At 72.0% G+C, this 22,284-nt stretch carries 17 protein-coding genes; 13 read left to right on the top strand and 4 right to left on the bottom strand.

Features of this window, described 5'->3' with window-relative positions; genetic code table 11:
* Window positions 1-265: 265 nt before the first annotated feature.
* The 5 genes from ACIQF6_RS24500 to ACIQF6_RS24480 all read left to right on the top strand — a co-directional run bounded on the left by ACIQF6_RS24500 (window position 266) and on the right by ACIQF6_RS24480 (window position 4,021).
* Entirely contained in the window at window positions 266-406 is a 141-nt protein-coding gene (locus tag ACIQF6_RS24500) for a hypothetical protein (RefSeq protein ID WP_280696480.1), read from the top strand.
* 13 nt (window positions 407-419) lie between these two features.
* Entirely contained in the window at window positions 420-1,607 is a 1,188-nt protein-coding gene (locus tag ACIQF6_RS24495; RefSeq protein ID WP_400898468.1) for a cupin domain-containing protein, read from the top strand.
* Window positions 1,604-2,500, top strand: coding sequence for an aldo/keto reductase (locus ACIQF6_RS24490; RefSeq protein WP_400898466.1), 897 nt, complete (start codon window positions 1,604-1,606; stop codon window positions 2,498-2,500). The genes ACIQF6_RS24495 and ACIQF6_RS24490 overlap by 4 nt, the downstream gene beginning before the upstream one ends.
* Before the next feature lie 247 nt (window positions 2,501-2,747).
* The gene (locus ACIQF6_RS24485) at window positions 2,748-3,320 is read left to right on the top strand and encodes a hypothetical protein (protein ID WP_400898464.1); all 573 of its coding nucleotides are present in this window, start codon (window positions 2,748-2,750) and stop codon (window positions 3,318-3,320) included.
* 200 nt (window positions 3,321-3,520) lie between these two features.
* Window positions 3,521-4,021: a DinB family protein gene (locus ACIQF6_RS24480; RefSeq protein ID WP_400898462.1), complete on the top strand. Its 501-nt coding sequence runs from the start codon at window positions 3,521-3,523 to the stop codon at window positions 4,019-4,021.
* A 5-nt stretch (window positions 4,022-4,026) separates the two neighbouring features.
* On the opposite strand, the gene ACIQF6_RS24475 is transcribed toward ACIQF6_RS24480, so the two are convergent.
* The 3 genes from ACIQF6_RS24475 to ACIQF6_RS24465 form a co-directional block, all read right to left on the bottom strand.
* Window positions 4,027-5,685 carry an FAD-binding dehydrogenase gene (locus tag ACIQF6_RS24475; RefSeq protein ID WP_400898460.1) on the bottom strand — a complete coding sequence of 553 codons (1,659 nt, stop codon included), beginning with the start codon at window positions 5,683-5,685 and terminating at the stop codon, window positions 4,027-4,029.
* A gap of 333 nt (window positions 5,686-6,018) precedes the next feature.
* Window positions 6,019-8,463: an endonuclease/exonuclease/phosphatase family protein gene (locus tag ACIQF6_RS24470; protein ID WP_400898458.1), complete on the bottom strand. Its 2,445-nt coding sequence runs from the start codon at window positions 8,461-8,463 to the stop codon at window positions 6,019-6,021.
* A gap of 385 nt (window positions 8,464-8,848) precedes the next feature.
* Entirely contained in the window at window positions 8,849-9,940 is a 1,092-nt protein-coding gene (locus ACIQF6_RS24465) for a HoxN/HupN/NixA family nickel/cobalt transporter (RefSeq protein WP_400898456.1), read from the bottom strand.
* 312 nt (window positions 9,941-10,252) lie between these two features.
* On the opposite strand from ACIQF6_RS24465, the gene ACIQF6_RS24460 reads away from it, so the two are divergent.
* From ACIQF6_RS24460 to ACIQF6_RS24450, 3 genes are all read left to right on the top strand, one after another.
* The gene (locus tag ACIQF6_RS24460) at window positions 10,253-12,565 is read left to right on the top strand and encodes a glycosyl hydrolase family 18 protein (protein WP_400898454.1); all 2,313 of its coding nucleotides are present in this window, start codon (window positions 10,253-10,255) and stop codon (window positions 12,563-12,565) included.
* Between the two features lie 431 nt (window positions 12,566-12,996).
* Window positions 12,997-14,130 carry an alpha/beta hydrolase gene (locus tag ACIQF6_RS24455; protein WP_400898452.1) on the top strand — a complete coding sequence of 378 codons (1,134 nt, stop codon included), beginning with the start codon at window positions 12,997-12,999 and terminating at the stop codon, window positions 14,128-14,130.
* Window positions 14,131-14,237: 107 nt separating this feature from the next.
* Window positions 14,238-16,664 (top strand): glycosyltransferase family 39 protein, encoded by a 2,427-nt coding sequence (locus tag ACIQF6_RS24450; protein WP_400898450.1) that lies wholly within the window; start codon window positions 14,238-14,240, stop codon window positions 16,662-16,664.
* 101 nt (window positions 16,665-16,765) lie between these two features.
* Here ACIQF6_RS24450 and ACIQF6_RS24445 read toward each other — a convergent pair whose 3' ends face one another.
* The gene (locus ACIQF6_RS24445) at window positions 16,766-17,515 is read right to left on the bottom strand and encodes an HNH endonuclease family protein (RefSeq protein WP_400898448.1); all 750 of its coding nucleotides are present in this window, start codon (window positions 17,513-17,515) and stop codon (window positions 16,766-16,768) included.
* A gap of 164 nt (window positions 17,516-17,679) precedes the next feature.
* On the opposite strand from ACIQF6_RS24445, the gene ACIQF6_RS24440 reads away from it, so the two are divergent.
* From ACIQF6_RS24440 to ACIQF6_RS24420, 5 genes are all read left to right on the top strand, one after another.
* Complete coding sequence (locus ACIQF6_RS24440; protein WP_400898446.1) at window positions 17,680-18,270, top strand: NTP transferase domain-containing protein; 591 nt, start codon at window positions 17,680-17,682, stop codon at window positions 18,268-18,270.
* Window positions 18,271-18,419: 149 nt separating this feature from the next.
* Window positions 18,420-19,250: a hypothetical protein gene (locus ACIQF6_RS24435; protein ID WP_400898444.1), complete on the top strand. Its 831-nt coding sequence runs from the start codon at window positions 18,420-18,422 to the stop codon at window positions 19,248-19,250.
* Between the two features lie 195 nt (window positions 19,251-19,445).
* A complete protein-coding gene (locus tag ACIQF6_RS24430; RefSeq protein WP_400898442.1) occupies window positions 19,446-20,225 on the top strand; it encodes a hypothetical protein in 780 nt (259 codons plus the stop codon).
* A 95-nt stretch (window positions 20,226-20,320) separates the two neighbouring features.
* Window positions 20,321-21,127 carry a (2Fe-2S)-binding protein gene (locus tag ACIQF6_RS24425; RefSeq protein ID WP_400898440.1) on the top strand — a complete coding sequence of 269 codons (807 nt, stop codon included), beginning with the start codon at window positions 20,321-20,323 and terminating at the stop codon, window positions 21,125-21,127.
* A gap of 135 nt (window positions 21,128-21,262) precedes the next feature.
* Window positions 21,263-22,246 (top strand): DUF2637 domain-containing protein, encoded by a 984-nt coding sequence (locus tag ACIQF6_RS24420; RefSeq protein WP_400898438.1) that lies wholly within the window; start codon window positions 21,263-21,265, stop codon window positions 22,244-22,246.
* The last annotated feature ends 38 nt before the right edge of the window (window positions 22,247-22,284 follow it).

Below are 22,284 nucleotides of genomic sequence, written 5' to 3'. Positions count from 1 at the left end.
TGCCGAGGCCGTGCCGAACGCCCGTCGGCGGGTGATACAGGCCGTACGAGGCTGGGGCCTGCCGCTCGCGGAGGGCGTGTCCGACAAGACTTCCTCCCGCCCCGACGCGGGCTCGGGGGATGCAGGTGGCTGTGCCGGCCAACAGCCGCGCGGCAATAGGCACCTGAGGTTCCTTGCCAACGACTTGCCCTGGCAACGGATCCACAACTGCACCCACGACGGGGCCGGGCAGTCGCCCCGCCCCATGAAACCGAAGGAGTGCTTGATGCCCGAGAACCTGACGACCAGCACCGAGCTGGAAGGCGACGGCCTGCTGGTCGCCCGCGCCAAGGTCGCCGCGGCCCGCTCGCGTGGCGAGCAGCCGTCGGACGGCGGCTCCACCGGTCGCACCGACACCAACGACTGACGGCTGCCCAGCAATGACCGCCGAGCACTTCTCGGTGGTTGAGCGTCTGGGCGGGGACGACTTCCTCGCCCGGACGCTCGGCCGCAGCTTCAAGGTCGCGCGCGGTGAAGCCGCGTCGCTCGCCGGGCTGATGAGCTGGGACGACCTCAACGCCATCCTGACCCACCACCGGCTCGAACCCCCTCGCCTCCGCCTCGCCGCCAACGGGGAGCAGGTGCCCGCGCACACCTATTCCCGGCCGATCATCACCCGGCGAAGCACCGTCTGGCACCAGCTCCGGCCCTCCGAACTGCACAAGCGCCTCGCCGAGGGTGCCACGCTGGTCCTGGACGCCGTCGACGAACTCCACCCCGGCGTCGGCACTCTGGCCGGACGGCTGGAACGTTGGCTGCGAACCGGTGTGCAGATCAACCTGTACGCCTCCTGGACCGGCACCGAGGGCTTCGGCGTCCACTGGGACGACCATGACGTGGTCGTCGTCCAGCTCGACGGAGCAAAGCGCTGGCGCATCTACGGCCCCACCCGCACGGTGCCGATGCACCGCGACGTCGAAACACCGAAGCCGCCTCCGACAGAACCCGTCGCCGACCTGGTGCTCACCGCGGGCGATGTGCTCTATCTGCCCCGGGGCTGGTGGCACGCCGTCGCCGCCTCCGAGGGCCGGCACTCGCTGCACGTCACATGCGGGCTGCAGAGCATGACCGGCGCCGATCTGATCACCTGGCTGTCGGAGATGCTGCGCACCCACGAGGCCGTCCGGGCGGACATCCCGCGCTTCGCCACCATCGAGGATCAACGCGTCTTCCTCGACACGATCGGCAAGCTCCTCGCGGCCGAGTTGGAAAGCGACGACCTGATCGCCCGTTTCTCCTCCGCCCGTGACGCCACCGAGCGAGCCCGCCTCGCGCCGTCGCTGCCCCACATCACGGCGGCCCCGCCGGATGCCGGCCTTCAGGTACGTCTGGTCACCACACGGTCCGCGCTCGCGGCCATGCCCGGCGGCACCGTCCGGTTGACTGCCGGCGGCGAGGAGTGGACGTTCGCCGCCAAGGCACAGCCGATGCTCGCCTTCCTCGCAGACGGGGAACCCCACAGGCTGGGCGATCTCGCACGAGCCGCAGGCATCACCCTTGCACAGGCGGCCGGTGTCGTGACGGAGCTGGTCGACGGCCAGGCCGCCGTAGTCGGAGGTCCCCGATGACCGCCCGGCTGGGCCTCGGCACCTATCGCTGCCTCGATGTGGCGAAGACCGCGCTGATGGCCGCCTCCCGAGGCGCCGACTGGGTGGATACGGCGCCCAACTACCAGCAGGGGCAGGCGGAGGCCTCGCTCGCCGCAGTTCTGTCCGCCTGTCCCGATCTGTGCGTCTCCACCAAGGTGGGCTTCGTTCCGGTCGGTGTCGGGCGTGTCGCCGTGCAGGCCGGCGTCCTCTCCGCAGCGGACGCCGAACGCGGGCACTGCCTCGCTCCGGACTATCTCACCTGGCAGCTCGCCCGTAGCAGGCTCATGCTCGGCCGGGCACCCGACCTGGTGTTCGTGCACAACCCTGAGTACGCCTGTCCGGACGGCGAGATCACCGGTCGGCTCCACAATGCTTTCCTGGCCCTCGAGGAGGCGTGCAGTCAACGGGCTGTCAGCGCCTACGGAGTGACGACCTGGCACGGCTTCGGCAGCGGCCACTTCGACGTACCCGCACTGGTCGAACTCGCAACCGAGGCGGGTGGGCCGAACCACCATCTGTCGGCCGTCCAGCTCCCGGTCTCCCTCGTTCACCTCGCGCCCATTGGCCAGGCTCTCGCCGGACATGGCCCGTTGGCCGATGCCCTGGCTGCGGGACTGGAGGTGTTCGCCTCCGCCCCGCTCCACGGCGGCGAGATCCCGGGCATGGTGACCCCGCACCTGGCCGAACTGATTGCCCCCGGCAAGACCCCTGCCGAGGCCGCCCTCGCCGTGGTCGCCTCAGCCCCGGGGGTGAAGCGCGTGCTCCTGTCGACGGAAGACCCGGAACACTGGACGGCGGCCGCCGAAGCCGTCGGCCGACCGCCGTTGTCCCCGGACGTACTCCGAAAGGTCGTTGATGTACTCGGAACCTGATCCGGACACCGCGAGGCGGATGCGCGGGATGCACGCCACCGCAGCAGCAGCCCTCCGCGCGACGCCGACCGGCTCGCGCGAAGCATGGGGCTGGCGCGGGCGCACGCTCGGCCGCCCGGTCACCACTGCATCCGGCGAGGGCTGGCTCCGTCTGGTGTCCGCTCCTGCCGACAAGGCCGGCGGAAAGCTCTGGGAGGGACCGCTGGAAGCGGAACGACTCATGCCTCCTGCGGTACCCAGGCCGCGCTTGTGGGCACGGCGCACCTGGACCGATGGCGACCACGGCTACCTGGCAGAGCTGTACGACAGGATCACCGCCCCCACCATCACCACCCACGAGCCGATCCTCCGGAAAGCGCCCGACCTGTCCGACGCCTGGTGGGACAGCCTGAGCACCGCCCTCGACGCCATTGCCGCCGTCGCCAACAACCGAGTGGCGGTCCGCCAGGAGTACCTGGACCGGGCGATGCCCCATTACCTGGGCATCCCGATCGACACCACGGTTCCCGCCTGGACGGCAGCCCACGGCGACCTGCACTGGGCCAACCTCACCGCTCCGGTCCTCACGGTGCTCGACTGGGAAGGCTGGGGCTCCGCGCCCGCCGGGTACGACGCGGCGCTGCTGCACTCCTGCAGCCTCCTCGTACCGGACACCGCCGCCCAGATCCGCCACCGATTCGCCCACATCCTCGGCACACCGGCCGGCCGGTTCGCCGAACTGGTCGTCATCACCGAGTTGCTGCAGACCACCACCCGAGGAGACAACCTTGAGCTGGAGGCCCCGCTGCGAGCAAGACTTCGATTTCTGACGGAGCGTTGAGCAGCCGGTCCGAGTGACGTTCGGCTCGCCGGCGCTCGACCCGGTGTCCACGCTCGGCGCCGAGACCATGGCCAAGATCGTGCTGGCCCAGTTGGCACGCCGGGGCTGACCTGCAAGTCCGTTGCCGGACCGGACCGTTGGCGGGCGCGCCGGGCGAAAATCTCGGTGCGCCGCGCGGCGGGGCCGGATAGGTTCGGGGGATGACTGCGACCGAGACCCAGCGCCGCCCCGTGCCCTTCAACGACAACGGCGAACTCGACACCGCCCTGGCCTTCCTGACGTTCGCCCGGGAGAGCGTCGTGAAGAAGACCGAGGACCTGACGGAGGAGGAACTGCGCCGTGTCCTGGTCGGGACGGGCACCAACCTGCTGGGCCTGGTCCAGCACCTGACGGCGGCCGAGCGGTACTGGTTCGGGCACCACGTGGCGGGCGACAAGACGTACGCGGAGGTCGACTTCGACATGGCGGTCCCGGCGGAGGTCGGTGTCGAGCAGGTGCTGGCCGCCTACGCGGAGGCGATCGCCGCCAGCGACGCCGCGATCAAGGAGTCCGCCGACCTGTCCCGCCCGGTGGCCGTGCCGGTGCGCGACGAGTTGCTCTCGGTGCGGTGGGTGATCGCCCACATGACCAGCGAGACGGCCCGCCACGCCGGTCACGCCGACATCCTGCGGGAGCAGATCGACGGCGCGACCGGCCGGTAGCGGGTTCAGGCGGTGGCGGCGGCCGCCGCCCGGCCGGCCGTGCGGCCGGTGAAGAGGCAGCCGCCGAGGAAGGTGCCTTCCAGGGAGCGGTAGCCGTGGATGCCGCCGCCGCCGAAGCCGGCCGCCTCGCCGGCCGCGTAGAGGCCGTCCAGTGCCGAGCCGTCCGGGCGCAGGACGCGGGAGTCGAGGTCGGTGTGCAGGCCGCCGAGCGACTTGCGGGTGAGGATGTGCAGGCGGACGGCGATCAGCGGTCCGGCGGCCGGGTCGAGCAGGCGGTGCGGGGCGGCGGTGCGGATCAGCTTGTCGCCGAGGTAGCGGCGGGCCCCGTGGATCGCGGTGACCTGGAGGTCCTTGGCGAACGGGTTGGCGATCTCGCGGTCGCGGGCCTCGATCTCGGTGCGCAGCGCGACGGCGTCGATCGGCGGGGCCCCGTCCTGGCGTTCGTTCATGCCGCGGACGAGTTCGTCGAGCGTGGGGGCGACCACGAAGTCCGCGCCGTGCTGCTTGAAGGCTTCGACGGGGCCGGGGGCGCCGGGCAGCGCGCGTCCGAGGACGCGGCGCAGGGAACGGCCGGTCAGGTCGGGGTTCTGTTCGGAGCCGGAGAGTGCGAACTCCTTCTCGATGATCTTCTGGGTGAGCACGAACCAGGTGTGCTGGTACCCGGTGCGCATGATGTGGTCGAGGGTGCCGAGGGTGTCGAAGCCGGGGAACAGCGGAACGGGAAGGCGCTTTCCAGCTGCGTCCAGCCAGAGCGAGGACGGGCCGGGCAGGATGCGGATGCCGTGCCGGGCCCAGATCGGGTTCCAGTTCTCGATGCCCTCGGTGTAGTGCCACATCCGGTCGCCGTTGATCAGGTCGGCGCCGGCGGCGGAGGCGACGTCCAGCATCAGGCCGTCGACGTGCGCGGGGACGCCGGAGAGCATCCGGGCGGGCGGGGTGCCGAGCCGCTCGGGCCAGGCGGCGCGGACCTTGTCGTGGTTGCCGCCGATGCCGCCGGAGGCGACGATCACGGCCTGCGCGCGCAGTTCGAACTGTCCGGCGACGGTCCGGGAGCTGGCCTCGCCGCGCGGCACGGCGGACGGCGCGAGGATCTCGCCGGTGACGGTGTCGAGCGAACCGGCGACGGCGGCAAGGCCGGTGACGCGGTGCCGGAAGCGGAGGGTGACCCGTCCGGCCCGGACGGCGTCGCGGACCCGGCGGGCGAACGGTTCGACCAGGCCGGGCCCGGTGCCCCAGGTGATGTGGAAGCGCGGGACGGAGTTGCCGGGGCCGCTGGCCAGCAGCCCGCCGCGCTCGGCCCAGCCGACCACCGGGAAGAGCCGGTGGCCCATGGCGTGCAGCCAGGCGCGCTTCTCGCCGGCCGCGAAGTCGACGTACGCCTCGGCCCAGCGGCGCGGCCAGGCGTCCTCGGGACGGTCGAAGCCCGCGGTGCCGAGCCAGTCCTGCCAGGCGAGTTCGCGGGAGTCCTTGATCCGCATCCGGCGCTGTTCCGGCGAGTCGACCAGGAAGAGCCCGCCGAAGGACCAGTGCGCCTGGCCGCCGAGCGACCCGGCGGGTTCCTGGTCGAGCAGGATGACGCGCCGTCCGGCGTCGGCGAGTTCGGCGGTGGCGGCCAGGCCGGCCAGTCCGGCTCCGATCACGATGACGTCGGCGTCGAGGGCCATCCGGGTTCCTTCCACACAGCAGGCGAAGCGGGGTGATCCCCGATCCTGCGGCCATCGGGCGTCCGGGTCAACCCGCCAGTAACAAAGCCCCGTTCGGCCCGGCAGCTACAGAGCCCCGTTCGACCGCACCGCAGCCCGCCCGACGGCGGCCGCGCCACCGCCCGCCCGCCGGCGACCGCACCGCAGCCCGCCCGCCCACCCGCCAGCGACCGCACCGCAGCCCGCCCGGCGGCACCCGCGCCACCGCCCGCCCGCCCGCCGACAGCAAGCAGGGAGCCCCCGCCCCACCGACGAATCGGCGAGGACGGGGGCTCCCAGCGGCAGGACGAACCGTCAGGGCTTGACCCGGACCACCTGCGGGTCGTGGTCGGAGGCCTGCACGGCGAACTCGCTGTTGATGTGCACCACGTCGTAGCGGGTCTGCTGCGGCTTGAACGCGGGGCTGACCATGATGTGGTCGAGCACCTGCGAGTTGCCCTGGTAGACGTACGAGTAGCGCTCGTTCGCGGGCAGGGTGTTCACCAGGTCGCGGAGCACGCCGTCCTTGGTGAGAGTCTGCATCGCGGGCGAGAACTGGTAGTCGTTGAAGTCGCCGAGGGAGACGATCCGGGCGTCCGGGTCGGCGGCCTCCAGCTTGGCGATGAAGGCGTGCTCGACCGCGGCCTGCTTCTGCCGCTGCACCTCGGAGCTGCGGTTCGGGGCCTGGAAGCGGCTGTCGATGCCCTGGTCGCCGCCCTTGCTGTTGAAGTGGTTGGCGATGACGAAGACCGGCTTGTTGTGGAAGCTGAACTGGCCGACGAGCGGCTTGCGGCTGCTGGTCCAGGCCTCGTTGTTGGGGTCGATGCGGCCGGGCGAGGCGGTCAGCGTGGTGCGCTTGCCGGTGCCGACGACGTCGACGGCGGTGGTGGAGTCGCCGCCGGGGATGTCGGTGAAGGACACCCGGTCGGGGTTGAACAGGAAGACCTGGCGGATGTTGCCGCCGGGCTGGCCGCCGTCCTTGTCGTTGACCGGGTCGATGGAGCGCCAGTCGTACGCGGGGCCGCCGGCGGCCTTGACGGCGTCGATGAACTTCTGCACGGTGACCGAGGCGTCCACGGTGCCGTCGTCGATGGCGCCGCTGTTGTCCTGGATCTCCTCCAGGGCGACGATGTCGGGCGAGCGCAGGTTGGTGACCACGGCCTGGGCGAGCTGGGCGTACTTGGTGTCGGGGTCGCTCGGGGCGAGGTTCTCCACGTTGTAGGTGGCGATGGAGAGTTCGCTGGGCAGCGCCCGGTCGGCGACCTCGCGCTGGAGGCCGTTGTCCTGGACGGTGCCGACGGTGTTCGCGGCGATGGTGTAGCCGCCGAACTGGTTGTAGTCGAGCGGGCCGGCGGTCGAACCGGTCAGCTTGTCGCCGACGTTGGCGACCGGGAACGGCTGCTGGGTCAGCGGCGGCAGCGTCTGGATCATGATGCGGCCGTTGTTCGGCTTGTCGTAGCCGAGGTAGACCACGCCGCCGCGGGCGGTCCGCGGGTCGGCCGAACTGGCGTCCACCCACAGCTCGTTGTACTTGTCGGTGGCCTGGACCACCGGCACGTCGCGGACCTCGACGTTCATGCCCTCCAGCGACTTGTACAGGTCGAGGGCGTACTTCGAGGGGTTCAGCGGCAGGTTCTCGATCGAGCCGCCGCCGGCGTCCGGGGCGTACGCGGCCGGGATGTTGGCGGCGCTCAGCACCACCGGCGCGGGGACGGCGTTGCCGGAGGACAGCACGGTGGTCTTGGGGCCGGTGATCTCGGTGAGCGACTGCGAACCGCCCGAGCTGTTCGGGTAGTAGTCGCTGACCTTGCCGGTCACCAGCACCGAGTCGCCGACCTTGACGGTCGGGACGGCGGAGCCGGTGTAGACGAAGATGCCCTCGCTGGTGGCGGCGTTGTCGTCGGGCGCGGAGTCCTGGATCCAGAAGCCCTTGGTGCCGTAGCCGCGCACGCCGGTGACGATGCCGGGCACGTTGGTGACGGTCTTGGTGTTGTACGGCGAGAGCCGGGTGGTGCCGTGGATGTCGTGGATCCGCACGGTGCCGGGGACGGGCGGGTTGGTGCCGCCGTCGCCGTCGCCGGGGGTGGTGCCGCCGCCGGTGGTCTGGCCCTTGGAGTTGACCGGGGTCGGGTCGCCCGCGGTGAAGTCCTTGGCGTTGTCGCCGGTGTCGCCGAGCGACGCGTCGCGCTTGACCGAGGCGGTGTTGGACGCGCCGAGGGCCGGGCCGCTGCCCTTGCGGACCACGGCGGTGCCGAAGCCGACCAGGTCGACGATCCGCGAGTCCGCGGCGCAGGCGTCGGCGGTCTTGCAGGTCAGCGCGGTGGTGCCGGTGACCAGCGCGACGGTGCCGGTGGTGGCGGACAGGTTCAGGTTGCCGCTGGCGTCGGCGGCCGGGAGGTCCGCGGTGCCGCCGGCGCCGGGCGCCTCGGAGACCAGGTAGCGGCCGCCGGCCGGGACCGAGCCGTTCAGCGGGGTGACGCCCCACTGGGTGGTGGCGCCGGGGCTGCCGGGCAGGTACTGCACGCTGTAGCCGGACAGGCCGAAGGCGGCGCCGGTCGGGTTGCCGAGCTCGATGAAGTCGTTCTTCAGCGTCGCGCCGGAGTTGCCGCCACCGCCGTACACCTCGGCGATGACCACGCCGGTGGCCGGCGCGGCGAAGGCGCCCGGCAGCGGGACGAGGACCAGGGACGCGGCGACCGCGGCCGATGCGGCGACACGCAGCAGCGTGCGGCGGGAGCGGGCGGGGGTGGGGCTGGGCACCTGTACGGGGCTCCTTCGTGGCAGGACCATGGCCCGGTCGCCGTCACGGGGCGCCGGGTGGCGTTGAGGGTTCGTCAGAAGGCTGGCTGCCAGGGCCGGTCCGGCCTACCGGTCGGGCCCTGGGTGGCTACTCGCGTAGATCCAGCCAGAAAGATACGCGCGTAGAAGTTGACCCGACAAGGGCCCTGACGTGAACTTCTCACCACCGACCCGGAACGTTCCGGATCCCACGTACGCGAAAGGGGCACCCGACGGGTGCCCCTTGTGCGAACCGACTGCGGACCGACCCCCGACCGGCCGAGGACCGACCGCCGACCGCCGACCGCCGGCAAACCGACCGCCGGCGCACCGACCGCCGACCGGCCGCGGACTGACGCCGCGTCGGTCAGGGCTGCTCGCGCAGCCCGGCCGACCACTTCTGCTCGACCTTGCCGAACTTCCAGAACGCCATCGCGGCGGCCCAGGTGACCACGAACAGGCCGACGATCACGTAGCCGACCAGGTTGAGGTCGAGCGAGCCGATCCAGCCGATCGGGCCGGTGGTGATGTCCAGCTTCTCGGCCAGCAGGCCGACCAGCTCGATCACGCCGATCACCAGTGCCACCAGCACCGACAGGCCGGTGACGGTGAGGTTGTAGTAGATCTTGCGGACCGGCTTGGAGAACGCCCACTCGTAGGCGAAGTTCATGAACGAGCCGTCGATGGTGTCCAGCAGGCTCATGCCGGCCGCGAACAGGATCGGCAGCACCAGCAGCGCGTACCAGGGCAGCGAGAACGCGGCCGCGCCGCCCGCCAGCACCAGCAGCGACACCTCGGTGGCGGTGTCGAAGCCGAGGCCGAACAGCAGGCCGACCGGGTACATGTGCCAGGGCTTGGTGACCGCCCGGGTGACCTTGCCGAGGATCCGGTTCAGGAAGCCGCGCTTGTCGAGCTGGCGCTCCAGCTCGGCCTCGTCGAAGTCGCCCTGCCGCATCCGCCGGAACACCTTCAGGATGCCGTTGAAGGCGCCCAGGTTGATCAGGCCGATCAGCACCAGGAAGGTGCCGGAGACGGTGACGCCGATCAGGCCGGTCGCCTGGTGCAGCGAGGACCCGTCGGACTCCACCTGGCCGGCCAGCGAGCGGATGCCGAACGCCAGCAGCGCGCACAGGCCGAAGACGATCGAGGAGTGCCCGAGCGAGAACCAGAAGCCCACCGAGAGCGGGCGCTTGCCCTGCCCCATCAGCTTGCGGGTGGTGTTGTCGATGGCCGCGATGTGGTCCGCGTCGAAGGCGTGCCGCATGCCCAGCGTGTACGCCGTCAGACCCATGCCGGCGCCGAACACCTGGCCGCCGACGTCGTAGTGCTTGGGGGCGATGACCGCCAGCAGCGTGAACCATCCGACCACGTGCAGGGCGAGCACGAACGCGGCCATTCCGGAGAGCCGGATCCACTCCTCGCGGGTGAGCCGGTCGCGCAGACGGCTGGGCGCTGGCATGGGATTTCCTTCCGGGACGGTGGTGAGCCGCATCATCCTTCCGTTGATTTGCCCGTAATTGCAAGTCATGTGCAACTGAAAGCCAGGGGCGCACAACGGCGGGAAATCCCCTTCCGCCCCCCACCGGCGTCGAGTACCGCCAACCCGACCGATCGGAAAGGTTCCTGACGGTTCGTGAGCCGAAATCCTTGACCCGGAGGATTGGTCCAGTCCAATCTAGGTGACGCGCTCACCCCAAGCGCACAGGCTCCCACCTGGGCCCGTCGGGCCGCCGCACCTACCGGACACCCCCACTACTCCGGAGGTTTCTCCATGCTTGAACGGGCCACGCCCGCACCCGGGTCGACGCGCCGCACTCCCTCCCGGCGGCGCGCCGGCGCTCTCGTGGTGGCCGCCGCCATGACGGTCGGCTCCACCGCGCTCGCGCTCTCCATGGGCAGCGCCTCGGCGGCCGCCGTCAACCTGATCGCCAACGGCGACTTCGAGAGCGGCAACCTGAACGGCTGGACCTGCGCCAGCGCCTCGGTGGTCAACACCGGCGCGCACGGCGGGACCTACGCACTGAGCGCCAACGCCACGGCCTCGGACATCGGCCAGTGCCAGCAGACCGTGACCGTCCAGCCGAACACCAAGTACACCCTGGCGGGCTGGCTCAAGGGCAACTACGTGTACCTGGGCGCCACCGGCACCGGTGTCAACGCCTCCACCTGGACTCCGGCCGCGACCAACTGGACCCAGCTGAGCACCACCTTCACCACCGGCGCGACCACCACCTCGGTGACGGTGTTCACCCACGGCTGGTACGGCGCCGGTTCCTACCAGGCCGACGACCTCAGCCTGACCGGCCCCGACAACGGCGGCTCGCCGAGCCCGTCGACGTCCGCGAGCAGCAGCGCCAGCGCCTCGGCGTCGGCCAGCCCGTCGCAGAGCGCCTCGCCCAGCCCGTCCGGCTCCAGCTCCTCCTCGCCGTCGCCGTCCGCGAGCTCCAGCTCCGGGACCGGCAACGGCCCCACCGGCGACGGCAAGATCACCGTCCCGGGCGGGGTCGCGGTCACCAGCGCCACCTCCAACGCGGTGGTGCTGAAGTGGAACGCCTCGACCGACTCCACCGACAACTACGTCGGCTACAAGGTCTGGTCGAAGGGCCAGCTGGTCGGCACCTCGATGGGCACCTCCGTCGCGATCTCCTCGCTGCTGCCGAACACCTCGTACACCTTCAGCGTGCAGGCGTACGACAAGGCCGGCCACGCCTCCCAGCAGTCCACCGCGGTGACCGTCTCCACCACCGCCGCGCCCGCCGCCAAGCCGTACAAGTCCGCCTACTTCGACCAGTGGTCGGTGTACGACGCCGCCTACTACCCGAAGAACGTCGACACCTCGGGCGCGGCCGGCAAGCTGGACGTGATCGCCTACGCGTTCGAGAACATCCACCCGACCAACCTCAACTGCTTCGAGGCGGTCAAGGCCTCCGACGCCAGCCACGAGGACAACCCGAACGCGGGCGACGGCGCGGCCGACGCGTACGCCGACTACCAGATGGACTACACCGGCGGCATCTCGGTCGACGGCACCACCGACGACTGGCAGCAGCCACTGAAGGGCAACTTCAACCAGCTGCGCCAGCTCAAGGCGAAGAACCCGAACCTGCGGGTCACCCTGTCGCTGGGCGGCTGGACCTACTCCAAGTACTTCTCCGACGCGGCGGCCACCGACGCCTCGCGCAAGAAGCTGGTCTCCTCCTGCATCGACATGTTCCTCAAGGGCAACCTGCCGACCGGTGTCGCCGGTGACGCCTCCGGCGGCGCGGCCAGCGCCGCGGGCATCTTCGACGGCATCGACATCGACTGGGAGTACCCGGGCTCGGCCGGCGGCCACACCGGCAACCACTACTCCGCGGCCGACAAGCAGAACTTCACCGCGCTGCTCGCCGAGTTCCGCAGCCAGCTGGACACCTACGGCGCGAGCGTCGGCAAGAAGTTCCTGCTGACCGCGGCCCTGCCGTCCGGCCAGGACAAGATCCAGTACGTCGAGACCGACAAGATCGGCGCGTACCTGGACTACGCCGACGTCATGACCTACGACATGCACGGCTCGTGGGACGCCACCGGTCCGACCAACCTCCAGGACCCGCTGCACGACAGCCCGGCCGACCCGACCACGCCGATCACCCCCGGCACCGCCAAGTACAACGTGGACACCACCCTGGCGGCCTACACCACCGGCCTGCCCGAGTACGGCATCGTCGGCGGCTTCCCCGCCAACAAGATCATCCTCGGCATCCCGTTCTACTTCCGCGGCTGGACCGGCGTCCAGGCCGGCAACAACTACGGCCTCTACCAGAAGGCCACCGGCGCCACCCCGGCCAAGCCGGGCAGCCAGGAGGCCGGCCTCGCCAGCTGGCGCGAGCTCACCCTCACCGCCCAGAACACCCACTGGGACCCGATCACCGAGTCCACCTGGGTCTACGACGGCACCAACTTCTGGACCGGTGACGACCCGAAGGCCATCCAGGCCCGCGCGGCCTACGCCAAGTCCAAGGGCCTGGGCGGCATGTTCGCCTTCGCCCTGGAGAACGACGACAACAACAACACCCTGCTGAACACCATTTACAGCAGCCTCGGCTGACTTCTCGGCCTATCCTGAACGGACGGCCCGCCGCATCTTCCCCATGGGTGCGGCGGGCCGTCACCATGTCCAGCCCTGCGCGGCGAGCAACTCCCCTGCCATGCCCAGGAATTGGCACTCGGCCCCGACCGGGCAGCCGAGCATCCTCGCGCAGCGTGTCGTCCTCGTGCTCACGTCCGAAAGCGCCGCCCGCCAGGATCCGGCGCTCCGCGGCCGCCCAGCGCGCCACCGTCTCCCGCGCCACCGTCTCCCGCACCGCAGCCGGCAGCGGGCGGGCGGGGCCGGGTCAGCGGCGTCCGCACAGCCGCCGGGCCCGGCCGGGGGCGCCGGCGGCGCGACGAATTGGTCTGGCCTTGAGGGGGGCTTGGCAAACCCGGGAAGGTGCTGGGAGCGGCTGTGAGCTTGATGAAGCCGTACCTTACGATCATCGGGTGCCGAGCCTGACCGGAGCCCCGATTCAGATCATCGCCAGCCTGTTGGCTGTCGCCGCCTTCGCCGCCACCATGTGGCTGTGGCCCCGGTTGGGCGGGCGGGGGTGGCGGGTCTGGCTGGGCCGACTGGGGGCGTTCTTCGGGACGCAGATCGCGGTGCTGGCCGCGATGGGCCTGGTCGCCAACTCGTACTTCGGCTTCTACTCGACCTGGAGCGACCTGCTCGGCCTGGACGGCAGCCCGGGCACCGTGGTCGACCACCAGCCCGGCGGCAAGGCCGTCTCGGTGACCGGCGAGCAGAAGATGTACTCCTCGCAGGGCTCCGCGCCGGACCGCTCCGGTGTGATCCAGAAGGTGGAGATCCGCGGCGACCGGTCCAAGCTGACCGGCACCCCGGCGTACGTGTACCTGCCGCCGCAGTACTTCCAGCCGGCCTACGCGGGGACGAAGTTCCCGATGCTGCTGGCGCTGTCCGGCTACCCGGGGACGCCGGAGAAGCTGATCTCGCTGCTCCAGTACCCGGCGTCCACGCTGAAGGCGATCGAGGCCAAGGAGATGCCGCCGACGGTGCTGGTGATGATGCGTCCCACGCTGGTCGCCAACCGCGACACCGAGTGCATGGACGTGCCCGGCGGGCCGCAGGCGGAGACCTTCTTCACCGAGGACCTGCCGCAGGCGATGTCCGCGTCCTACCGGGTCGACGACCGGCCCGAGGCGCGGGCGGTGATCGGCGACTCCACCGGCGGCTACTGCGCCGTCAAGTTCGCGGTGCGCAAGCCCGATTCGTACCGGGCGGCGATCGCGCTGTCCGGCTACTACGAGGTCCACAACGACCCGACCACCGGTGACCTGTTCGGCGGCAGCGCCGAGGTCAAGCAGGACAACGACCTGCTGTGGCGGCTGCAGAACAAGCCCGCGCCGCCGGTCTCGCTGCTGCTCGCCACCAGCAACAACGAGGAGAACTACCCGGCGACGCAGCAGATGGTCGCCGCGTTCAAGGCCCCGACCAAGCTGTCCACCATCACCCTGGAGACCGGCGGCCACAACTTCCACACCTGGACCCGGGAGATCCCCCCGGCCCTCACCTGGCTCGGCGGTCGCCTCCCGCAGCCGCAGCCGGCGGCCGCGAGCTGAGCCGAACCGGGCGGATCTGACGCCCCCTCAGGCCGAGTTCGGAGAATACAGCCTGCTCATAGTCGGGTCTCATCGTTTTCTCAGCCGCGCCGCCCAGCGTTTCTCCCATGACCACGTCCAGTTCCGTCCCTCCGCCCGGCGAGCCCTGGCCCGACGCCGCGAACTTCCCGCCGCCGGCCGTCCCGGCCGACGCCACCGCGTCCGGTCCGACCGCCTGGCCGACGCCACCGCCCACCCAGGCCGGGAACGAAGCCGGGAACGAGCATCCCGCCGAGGCCGGGAACGAGGCCCGGAACGGGCGGCCCGCCGGGACGGTGTTCCCGCCCGTCGCGCTGCCGCCCGTCGGCCCCAAGGGCCCGGCGACCTGGGCCGCCCGGCTGCGGACGCTGCCCGGCCGCACGTGGCGCGGACGCGAGGACGATCCGCGGTGGGTCCGGCCGGCGTTCCTCGGGCTGCTGCTGGCCACCGCCGTCCTCTACTTCTGGAACCTGGCCGCCTCCGGCTGGGCCAACGCCTTCTACTCGGCGGCGGTGCAGGCCGGCAGTGTCAGCTGGAAGGCGATGTTCTTCGGGTCCTCGGACGCGGCGAACTTCATCACCGTCGACAAGCCGCCGCTGTCGCTGTGGCCGATGGCGCTCTCCGCCCGGATCTTCGGCCTGAGCTCGTTCAGCGTGCTGGCCCCGCAGGTGCTGATGGGCGTCGGCACGGTCGCCACCGTGTACGCCACGGTGCGCCGCCGGTTCTCCCCGCTGGGCGGCCTGGTCGCGGGCGCGGCGCTGGCGCTGACCCCGGTGGCGGCGCTGATGTTCCGCTTCAACAACCCGGACGCGCTGCTGGTGCTGCTGCTGACGCTGGCCGCGTACGGCACCGTCCGGGCCACCGAGAAGGCGTCCACCCGCTGGCTGGTCTTCGTCGGCGTGATGTTCGGCCTGGCGTTCCTCACCAAGACCCTCCAGGCGTTCCTGGTGCTGCCCGCGTTCGCCCTGGTGTACCTGTTCACCGCGCCGGCCGGCTGGGGCCGCCGCTGGCTCCAACTGCTGTACGGCACGCTGGCGATGGTGGTCTCCGGCGGCTGGTGGGTGGCGATCGTCGAGCTGATGCCGGCCTCCGCCCGCCCGTACATCGGCGGCTCGCAGGACAACTCGTTCCTCTCGCTGACCTTCGGCTACAACGGCTTCGGCCGGATCACCGGCAACGAGACCGGCAGCGTCGGCGGCGGCGGCCGGATGGGCGGCGGCGGGCCCGGCGGCATGCCCGGCGGCGGCATGTGGGGCTCCACCGGCCTGACCCGGCTGTTCGACGGCGACATCGGCGGGCAGATCGCCTGGCTGATGCCCGCCGCGCTGATCCTGCTGGTGTTCGGCCTGTGGGCGACCCGCCGCTACGCCCGCACCGACTCGGCCCGGATCGCCTTCCTGGTCTGGGGCGGCTGGCTGCTGTGCACCGGGCTGACCTTCAGCTTCATGTCCGGGATCTTCCACCAGTACTACACGGTGGCCCTGGTCCCGGCGGTCGCCGCGCTGGTCGGCATGGGCGCGGACGGGCTGTGGCGGGTCCGCCACCGCCTGCCGTACGCGGCGGTGCTGGCCGTCACGCTCGCCGTCACCGCCTGGTGGGCGTACCAACTGCTGGGCCGCAGCGAAGAGTTCGTGCCGTGGCTGCGCTGGGCCGTGCTGATCGTCGGCCTGCTCGCCGCCGTCGCGCTGCTCGCCGCGGGCCGGATCGCCGGCCCGACCGGCGGCCGGGTCGCCGCCGTGGCCGGACTCACCGCGCTGGCGGCGGGCCTGGCCGGGCCGGCCGCGTACGCCGTCGACACCGTCTCCACCGGCCACAGCGGCTCCATCGTCACGGCCGGGCCGGCCGTCAAGGGCGGCGGCTTCGGCCCGGGCGGCGGCCGCGGCAAGGGCCGCGGCACCTTCCCGGGCTTCCCGGGCGGCCGGAACGGCACCGCCCAGGGCTTCCCCGGAGGCCAGAACGGTCAGAACGGCTTCCCCGGCGGCGCCTTCCCGGGCGGCCAGGACGACGGCCAGAACGGCCAGGGCTTCCCCGGCTTCCCCGGCGGCCAGAACGGTCAGAACGGCTTCCCCGGTTTCCCCGGCGGTGGCGCCGAGGACGGCCGCACCGGCCGCGGCGGCTTCGGCGGCGGCATGGGCGGACTGCTGGAGGGTGCGAAGGTCTCCAAGGAGGTCGCGGACCTGCTGAAGCAGGACGCCGACAAGTACACCTGGGTGGCCGCCGCGGTCGGCTCGCAGAACCAGGCCGGCTACCAACTCGCCAGCGGCGAGCCGGTGATGGCGCTGGGCGGCTTCAACGGCAGCGACCCGTCGATCTCGCTGGACGGCTTCAAGCAGCTGGTCGCCGAGGGCAAGGTGCACTGGTTCATCGGCGGCATGGGCGGCGGCATGGGCCGCAGCATGGGCGGCTCCGAGTACTCCTCGGAGATCACCTCCTGGGTGGAGTCCACCTACACCGCGAAGGCGGTCGGCAGCACCACGATGTACGACCTGACGGCCGCGCCGAAGAGCGCCGGCTGACCGGCCGTACCCCCCGCACGCCCGAGGCCGTTCGGCTCCCCCTCCCCCAGGGGAGCTCCGAACGGCCTCGGGTCATGCCACAGCCGGAATCCGACGGACCGTCAGCCGCCGCACAGCGACAGCATGGTCTTCTTGTCGGCGGGCGTCACCGGCAGCTGGTACTTCAGCGAGACCTGCGCCCAGCGGATCGCGTACGAGCAGTGGATCTCGGCGTTGGCGGGCAGCCAACTGGCCGGGCCCGAGTCGCCCTTGGAGCCGTTCTGCGAGCCGTCGGCCGGGATCAGGTTGATCGGGTCGTTGGCGATCTGCACCCGCTTCAGCTTCTCCCACTGCGAGGCGCCCTGCTGCCAGTCGTAGGACAGCGGCATCACGTGGTCGATCTGTATCTTCGACGGCTGCTGCTTGGTCCACTCCACGGTCTTGCCGGTGTACGGGTCCCAGATCGTCATCGAGCTGACGACGCACTTGGAGCCGTCCCGGTGCTCCACCTTCTGACCGTCCCGGGCCAGCATGTCGTCGCGGGTGCTGCACCCGTTGTGGCCGCCCGGCACGCCGTCCACGTTGTCCGTCCAGGCCGGGCCGAACTGGTCGCGGTCGTAACCGGTCTTCGGGCCCGGCTCGGCGGTCTTCACCTTGGCGATCAGGTCCCGGCCGGCCTTGCGGTCCGCCTCGTCGGTGACGGGCGCCAGGCCGGGCTTGGTGCCGTCCGGGTTCTGCAGCGGGTTGGTGCCCTTGGAGGCCGACAGGGGCTTGGCGCTGTCACTGGACGAGTTGTCCGCTGCGTTGCACCCGGCGAAGGCGAGCGATCCGAGCAACAGGGCGGCGGCTATGGCGGTACGGCGGGATCGCACGGTATTCCTCTGCGAGTGGGCGACTCTGACGGCCCACCAGAAGACCAGCCGGTCAAGGGCGGGTCAAGGCGGCCACGCCGCAGCATGACGCAGCTCACAATCCGGAGCCGACCCGTCCGGTACGAACCGTCCCGGGAGGCCGCTCCGGCGGGCAGACTGACGGCATGACGGAACTGCGGGTGCCGGCCCTGGTGCTGGCCGCGGGCGGCGGATCCCGGCTGGGTGGACGCCCGAAGGCGCTGCTGTCGTACCGGGGCCGCCCGCTGCTGGAGCACGCGCTGGCGGTGGCCCGCGACGGCGGGTGCGAGGAGGCGGTGGCGGTGCTGGGCGCCGCCGCGGCGGAGGTCCGGGAGCGCGCCGACACCGGCGACTGCCTGCTGGTCGACAACCCGGACTGGCGCACGGGGCTGTCCTCCTCGCTGCGGGCCGGCCTGGCCGCCCTGCCCGCGTCGGCGAGCGCGGTCCTGGTGCTGCTGGTGGACACCCCGGGCATCACGGCGGAGGCCGTGCGCCGCCTGCTGGCCGTACACGCCGGGCGCGCGGATCTGGCGGCGTGCGCCTATGCCGGCCGCCGGGCACACCCGGTCCTGATCGGCGCCGCGCACTTCCCGGAACTGCTGGCCACCTCGACCGGCGACGCGGGCGCCCGCGCGCTGCTCGCCCACCACCCCGTCACCCCGGTGGACTGCACCGATGCGGCCGTCCCCGACGACCTGGACACCCCGGCGGACCTCGCCCGCTGGGGCATCGACTGACCGGCCGTCGGCCCGCGCGGCACCCGGCGGGCGCCTTTCCCCTGCCTCAACTGCGGCGCAGGATTACCTCATTCCGCACCGGGCCGGAGCCCGATCGGCGAGGATGGACGAATCGTTGCCAGCCCGATCGGAACGGACGGTGACCAGCCATGCCGCTGCCCGAGGACGCCGCAGACCCGGCCCGGTTCTCCCCCGGTTCGCCGTCGGGAGCCAGCCAACTGCGCTGCCCGGCCTGCCGGCGCGAGCACCGCTACGAGCCGCCGAGCCTGCCGTGTCCGTGCGGCGCGCAGCTGCGGGTGCCGCTGCTGCGCGGCGGGGTCCCGGTGCAGGTGCGGTTCCGCTCCTGGGAGGACTCCTGGGTGAGCATGCGCTGCCCGCACTGCGGCCGCAGCGACCAGTGGCCGCAGCCGGAGTTCACCTGCGACTGCGGGGCGACGGTGCGGATGCCGGTCGACCGGGCGCCGAAGCTGCAGAGCGCCGGCCCGCGGGCGACCCGCCCGGCCGAGGCGGCCCGCCCGTACACCACGGCGGTGCCGCCGGTCGCCCCGTCGGAGGCGTCGGCGGCGGGCACCGGCCCGGCCCGGGCGCTGCGTCCGCCGTTCCGCCCGCAGCCGGTGCGCACCCCGCAGGACGCGGTGCTGACGGCGGCCCGCTACCTGCAGTGGCTGGGCTTCGAGGACCTGGAGTTGACGGACGGTCAGGAGCGCGACTCGACCACGCTGCTCGGCGGCCGGATGGTGGCCCGGGTGGACACCTGGACGGAGCCGGCCGACGTCAAGGAGGTGGAGTGCCTGTGGCTGGAGACGCTGCACAGCGAGCAGGTCGCGGCGGCGATGTTCACCACCTCCGGCTTCTCCCGACAGGCCACGGTGCGCGGCGAGCAGCTGCTGGTGGCGCTGTTCACGCTGGACACCGCGGGCATTCCGCAGCCCTCGAACGGCGCCGCCGAGGCCCTGATGGAGACCGGCTGGACGTCCTGACGCGCCGTCACGCCACCGTCACCCGGAAGCATTGATTCCGGATCTCCTCGCGCTCGTGATCTGGTGCACAAGCTCCGGCGCGTGTTGAATTGCCGCCACGGCGAGGGCCCTTGGGGATTGAGGGGGGTCCGCGGGTCGCTGCATGGCGCGCACAAGGAGGTGGCGTTGTCGGTGCACGGGACTGCCCCGGGGGGCATGGCGGACGTCGTCTGGCGGCTGCGGTCGCGGGGCTGCTGGCAGGAGGCCGCGGACCTGCTCCGCCCGCAGGCCGGCCGGGATCCGACGGCGGCCCTGCAGCGGGCCGAACTGCTCATCGAGCAGAGCCTGTTCACCGCGGATCACTGGGAGCGCGCGGAGGACGCCCTGCGGTTGGCGGAGGCCTCGGTCGCCGGCAGCGAGCACCGCGCGGCGGCCTCCTGCGCACGCGGCTACCTGGCGTACGTGGCCAGTGTGCTGAGCCGCCGGGACCGGCTGGACGAGGCCCAGGCCGCGCTGGGCCGCACCTCGGCGCTGCTGCCGCCGAAGGCCCCGGGCCGGCCGCTGCTGGACTTCCGGCGCGGGCTGGTCGCGGAGAACCTGCTGCACGACCACGCGGCGGCGCACAGTGCGTACACCCGGGCGCACGAGGGCGCCCGGGAGCGCGGCGACGACCTGTTGCGCTCCTCGACCTGGTGCCACCTGGCGGGGCTGGCGGCGGCCGCGGGCGATCCGGAGCGGGCCCGGCAGGGTTTCGGGGCCGCGCTGAGACTGCGCGAGCAGCTCGGCTTCACGGTGGGGGTGGCGCCGGCGCTGGCCGCGCTGGCGGAGGTGTCGGAACCGGCCGAGGCGGAGCGGCTGCGCGCCGAGGCGTCCCGGCTGGTGCAGGCGCTCGGCGGCGTCCCGGTCTGGCTGGCCCGACGGCTGGCCCGGCTCCCGACGCAGTCGACGCAGCCGGACGGCGGCACCGTGCACGACCTGCGGCACGGCATCAGCTAAGGTGAGCCTTACCTGTCCGGGGCGAGCAGTGGCCCGGACAGGCCCACCGCGCCGCACCCGGGCCCCGCTCCCGGGGTACCACCCAGGGAGCCCGCGTGACCGCGCACCAGGTCGACCAGAGCCCCCCGCAGGTAGCCGCCGACTCCCTTCCCTGCCAAGGGAGTTGGCGGCGTCTGACCGAACTCTTCCCGGGTCTGCGGATCCACTGCGCCGCCCCGCGCACCGACCCCGGCTGGACCTCCGCCGCGGCCCTGGCGACCGATCCGGCCGTGCTGGACGCCACCATCGCCTTCGACGAGCGCCTCGGCCTGGAGCTGTACGGCGCCCCCACCCGCCCGGACGTCACCGCCGGCTTCAGCCTGCACCGCTACGCCTGGCCGGCCGCCCTCGCCCTCACCCTGCCGTGGTTCCTGGAGCGCCGGGTCCCGGTCCTCCCCGTCGACCAGGTCTCGATCAACCGCTCCACCGGCGAACTGACGGCCCGCCCGGCCGCCTTCCACTGCCTGCCCGACGACCCGGCGGCCGACCGCCCGGACGCCCTGGTCGTCCCGGGCCGCCCGGCGCTCGACGCCGCCCTGCGCGCCGCGCTCGCCGATCATCTCGCGCCGGTGCTCGACGCCTTCCGCCCCCGCGTGCGCCGCGGTCCGCGCACCCTCTGGGCGCTCGTCACCGACGACGTGGTGGACGGCCTCTGGTACCTCTCCACCCTGCTCGACCAGGAGCCCCGAGCCGTGGTCGAGCTGACCGCGCTCCTGCCGGGCGACGCCTCCTCGGCCCCGTTCGTGGGAGCACCGGGCTTCCGCGAGGAGGACGGCCACCGGACCAGGACCAGGGTCAGCTGCTGCCTGTTCTACACGGTCCGACCGGCCGAACCCTGCTTCAGCTGCCCCCGCAACAAATAGATCTGACAATCCATTGATCTAATTCCGAAATTCCTCCCTAATAGTGTATTGCTCGCGATCCGGTCATGTTTCCGCGCATTTCTCCGCCATGATGGGTTCCCCATCAAGACGCGGAGAGCGAGGCTGGATCAGGTCATGAGACTGTCGGACATACCGCTGGGCTGGGTCGTCACCGGCGCGGCCGCCCTGGTGGTCGCCGTCGCACTGCTGGCATTCGCCCGCAGCCGCTCGGCCGCAGCCACCAACACCGGCAATTCGGACTCCTGGGAACGCGCCGAGGAACGCCGTCGGCGCACCGAGAGCCTCTACGGCGGCGCCTCCTACTTACTGCTGTTCTGCTGCGCCGCGGTCGCCGCCGCCCTCTCCTTCCACGGGCTGGTCGGCTTCGGCGTCCAGAACCTCGGCCTCTCCGGCGGCTGGGAGTACCTGGTCCCGTTCGGCCTGGACGGCGCCGCGATGTTCTGCTCCGTCCTCGCCGTCCGCGAGGCCAGCCACGGCGACGCGGCGCTCGGCTCCCGCCTCCTGGTGTGGCTGTTCGCCGCCGCCTCCGCCTGGTTCAACTGGGTGCACGCCCCCCGCGGCCTCGGCCACGACGGCGCGCCGCAGTTCTTCGCCGGCATGTCGCTCTCGGCCGCGGTGCTGTTCGACCGCGCCCTGAAGCAGACCCGGGTCGCCGCCCTGCGCGAGCAGGGTCTGGTCCCGCGTCCGCTGCCGCAGATCCGGGTGGTCCGCTGGCTGCGCGCCCCGCGCGAGACGTACGCCGCCTGGTCGCTGATGCTCCTCGAAGGCGTCCGCACGCTCGACGAGGCCGTCGAGGAGGTCCGCGACGACAAGCGCACCGCGGCGGAGAACCGGGAGCGCCGCCGGATGGCCTCCCGCCGGGAGCGCGCCGAGATCCGCGCCATCGGCCGCCAGCCCGGCAGTAGTTGGCGCACCCGCCACACCCGCCAGCTCGAACCCGCCCCCACTCCCACCACCCCCACGGAGCCCGCCATAGCCCCAGCCGGCCTGCCCGCCGCTCCGGCCCACCGCAGCATCGACCTCACCACGGAAGAAGACACCACGAGGCTCGCTTCGCTCGAACAGAAGCTCAAGGACCTGGAGCAGCAGTTCGGGTAGGGGGCACTACCAGGGGCTCGGGGAACGGCGAGGCCGTG

Origin of the sequence: Kitasatospora sp. NPDC092948, from assembly GCF_044754805.1 — a bacterium.
Lineage (GTDB): Bacteria > Actinomycetota > Actinomycetes > Streptomycetales > Streptomycetaceae > Kitasatospora.
This window is presented reverse-complemented; position numbering and strand designations above follow the sequence as displayed.

Excerpts from the sequence above, each read along its gene's own strand:
- ACIQF6_RS24500 (WP_280696480.1), top strand. The coding sequence starts at position 266 with ATGCCCGAGAACCTGACGACCAGCACCGAGCTGGAAGGCGACGGCCTG.
- ACIQF6_RS24495 (WP_400898468.1), top strand. The coding sequence starts at position 420 with ATGACCGCCGAGCACTTCTCGGTGGTTGAGCGTCTGGGCGGGGACGAC.
- ACIQF6_RS24490 (WP_400898466.1), top strand. The coding sequence starts at position 1,604 with ATGACCGCCCGGCTGGGCCTCGGCACCTATCGCTGCCTCGATGTGGCG.
- ACIQF6_RS24480 (WP_400898462.1), top strand. The coding sequence starts at position 3,521 with ATGACTGCGACCGAGACCCAGCGCCGCCCCGTGCCCTTCAACGACAAC.
- ACIQF6_RS24475 (WP_400898460.1), bottom strand. The coding sequence starts at position 5,685 with ATGGCCCTCGACGCCGACGTCATCGTGATCGGAGCCGGACTGGCCGGC.
- ACIQF6_RS24465 (WP_400898456.1), bottom strand. The coding sequence starts at position 9,940 with ATGCCAGCGCCCAGCCGTCTGCGCGACCGGCTCACCCGCGAGGAGTGG.
- ACIQF6_RS24460 (WP_400898454.1), top strand. The coding sequence starts at position 10,253 with ATGCTTGAACGGGCCACGCCCGCACCCGGGTCGACGCGCCGCACTCCC.
- ACIQF6_RS24450 (WP_400898450.1), top strand. The coding sequence starts at position 14,238 with ATGACCACGTCCAGTTCCGTCCCTCCGCCCGGCGAGCCCTGGCCCGAC.
- ACIQF6_RS24440 (WP_400898446.1), top strand. The coding sequence starts at position 17,680 with ATGACGGAACTGCGGGTGCCGGCCCTGGTGCTGGCCGCGGGCGGCGGA.
- ACIQF6_RS24435 (WP_400898444.1), top strand. The coding sequence starts at position 18,420 with ATGCCGCTGCCCGAGGACGCCGCAGACCCGGCCCGGTTCTCCCCCGGT.
- ACIQF6_RS24430 (WP_400898442.1), top strand. The coding sequence starts at position 19,446 with ATGGCGGACGTCGTCTGGCGGCTGCGGTCGCGGGGCTGCTGGCAGGAG.
- ACIQF6_RS24420 (WP_400898438.1), top strand. The coding sequence starts at position 21,263 with ATGAGACTGTCGGACATACCGCTGGGCTGGGTCGTCACCGGCGCGGCC.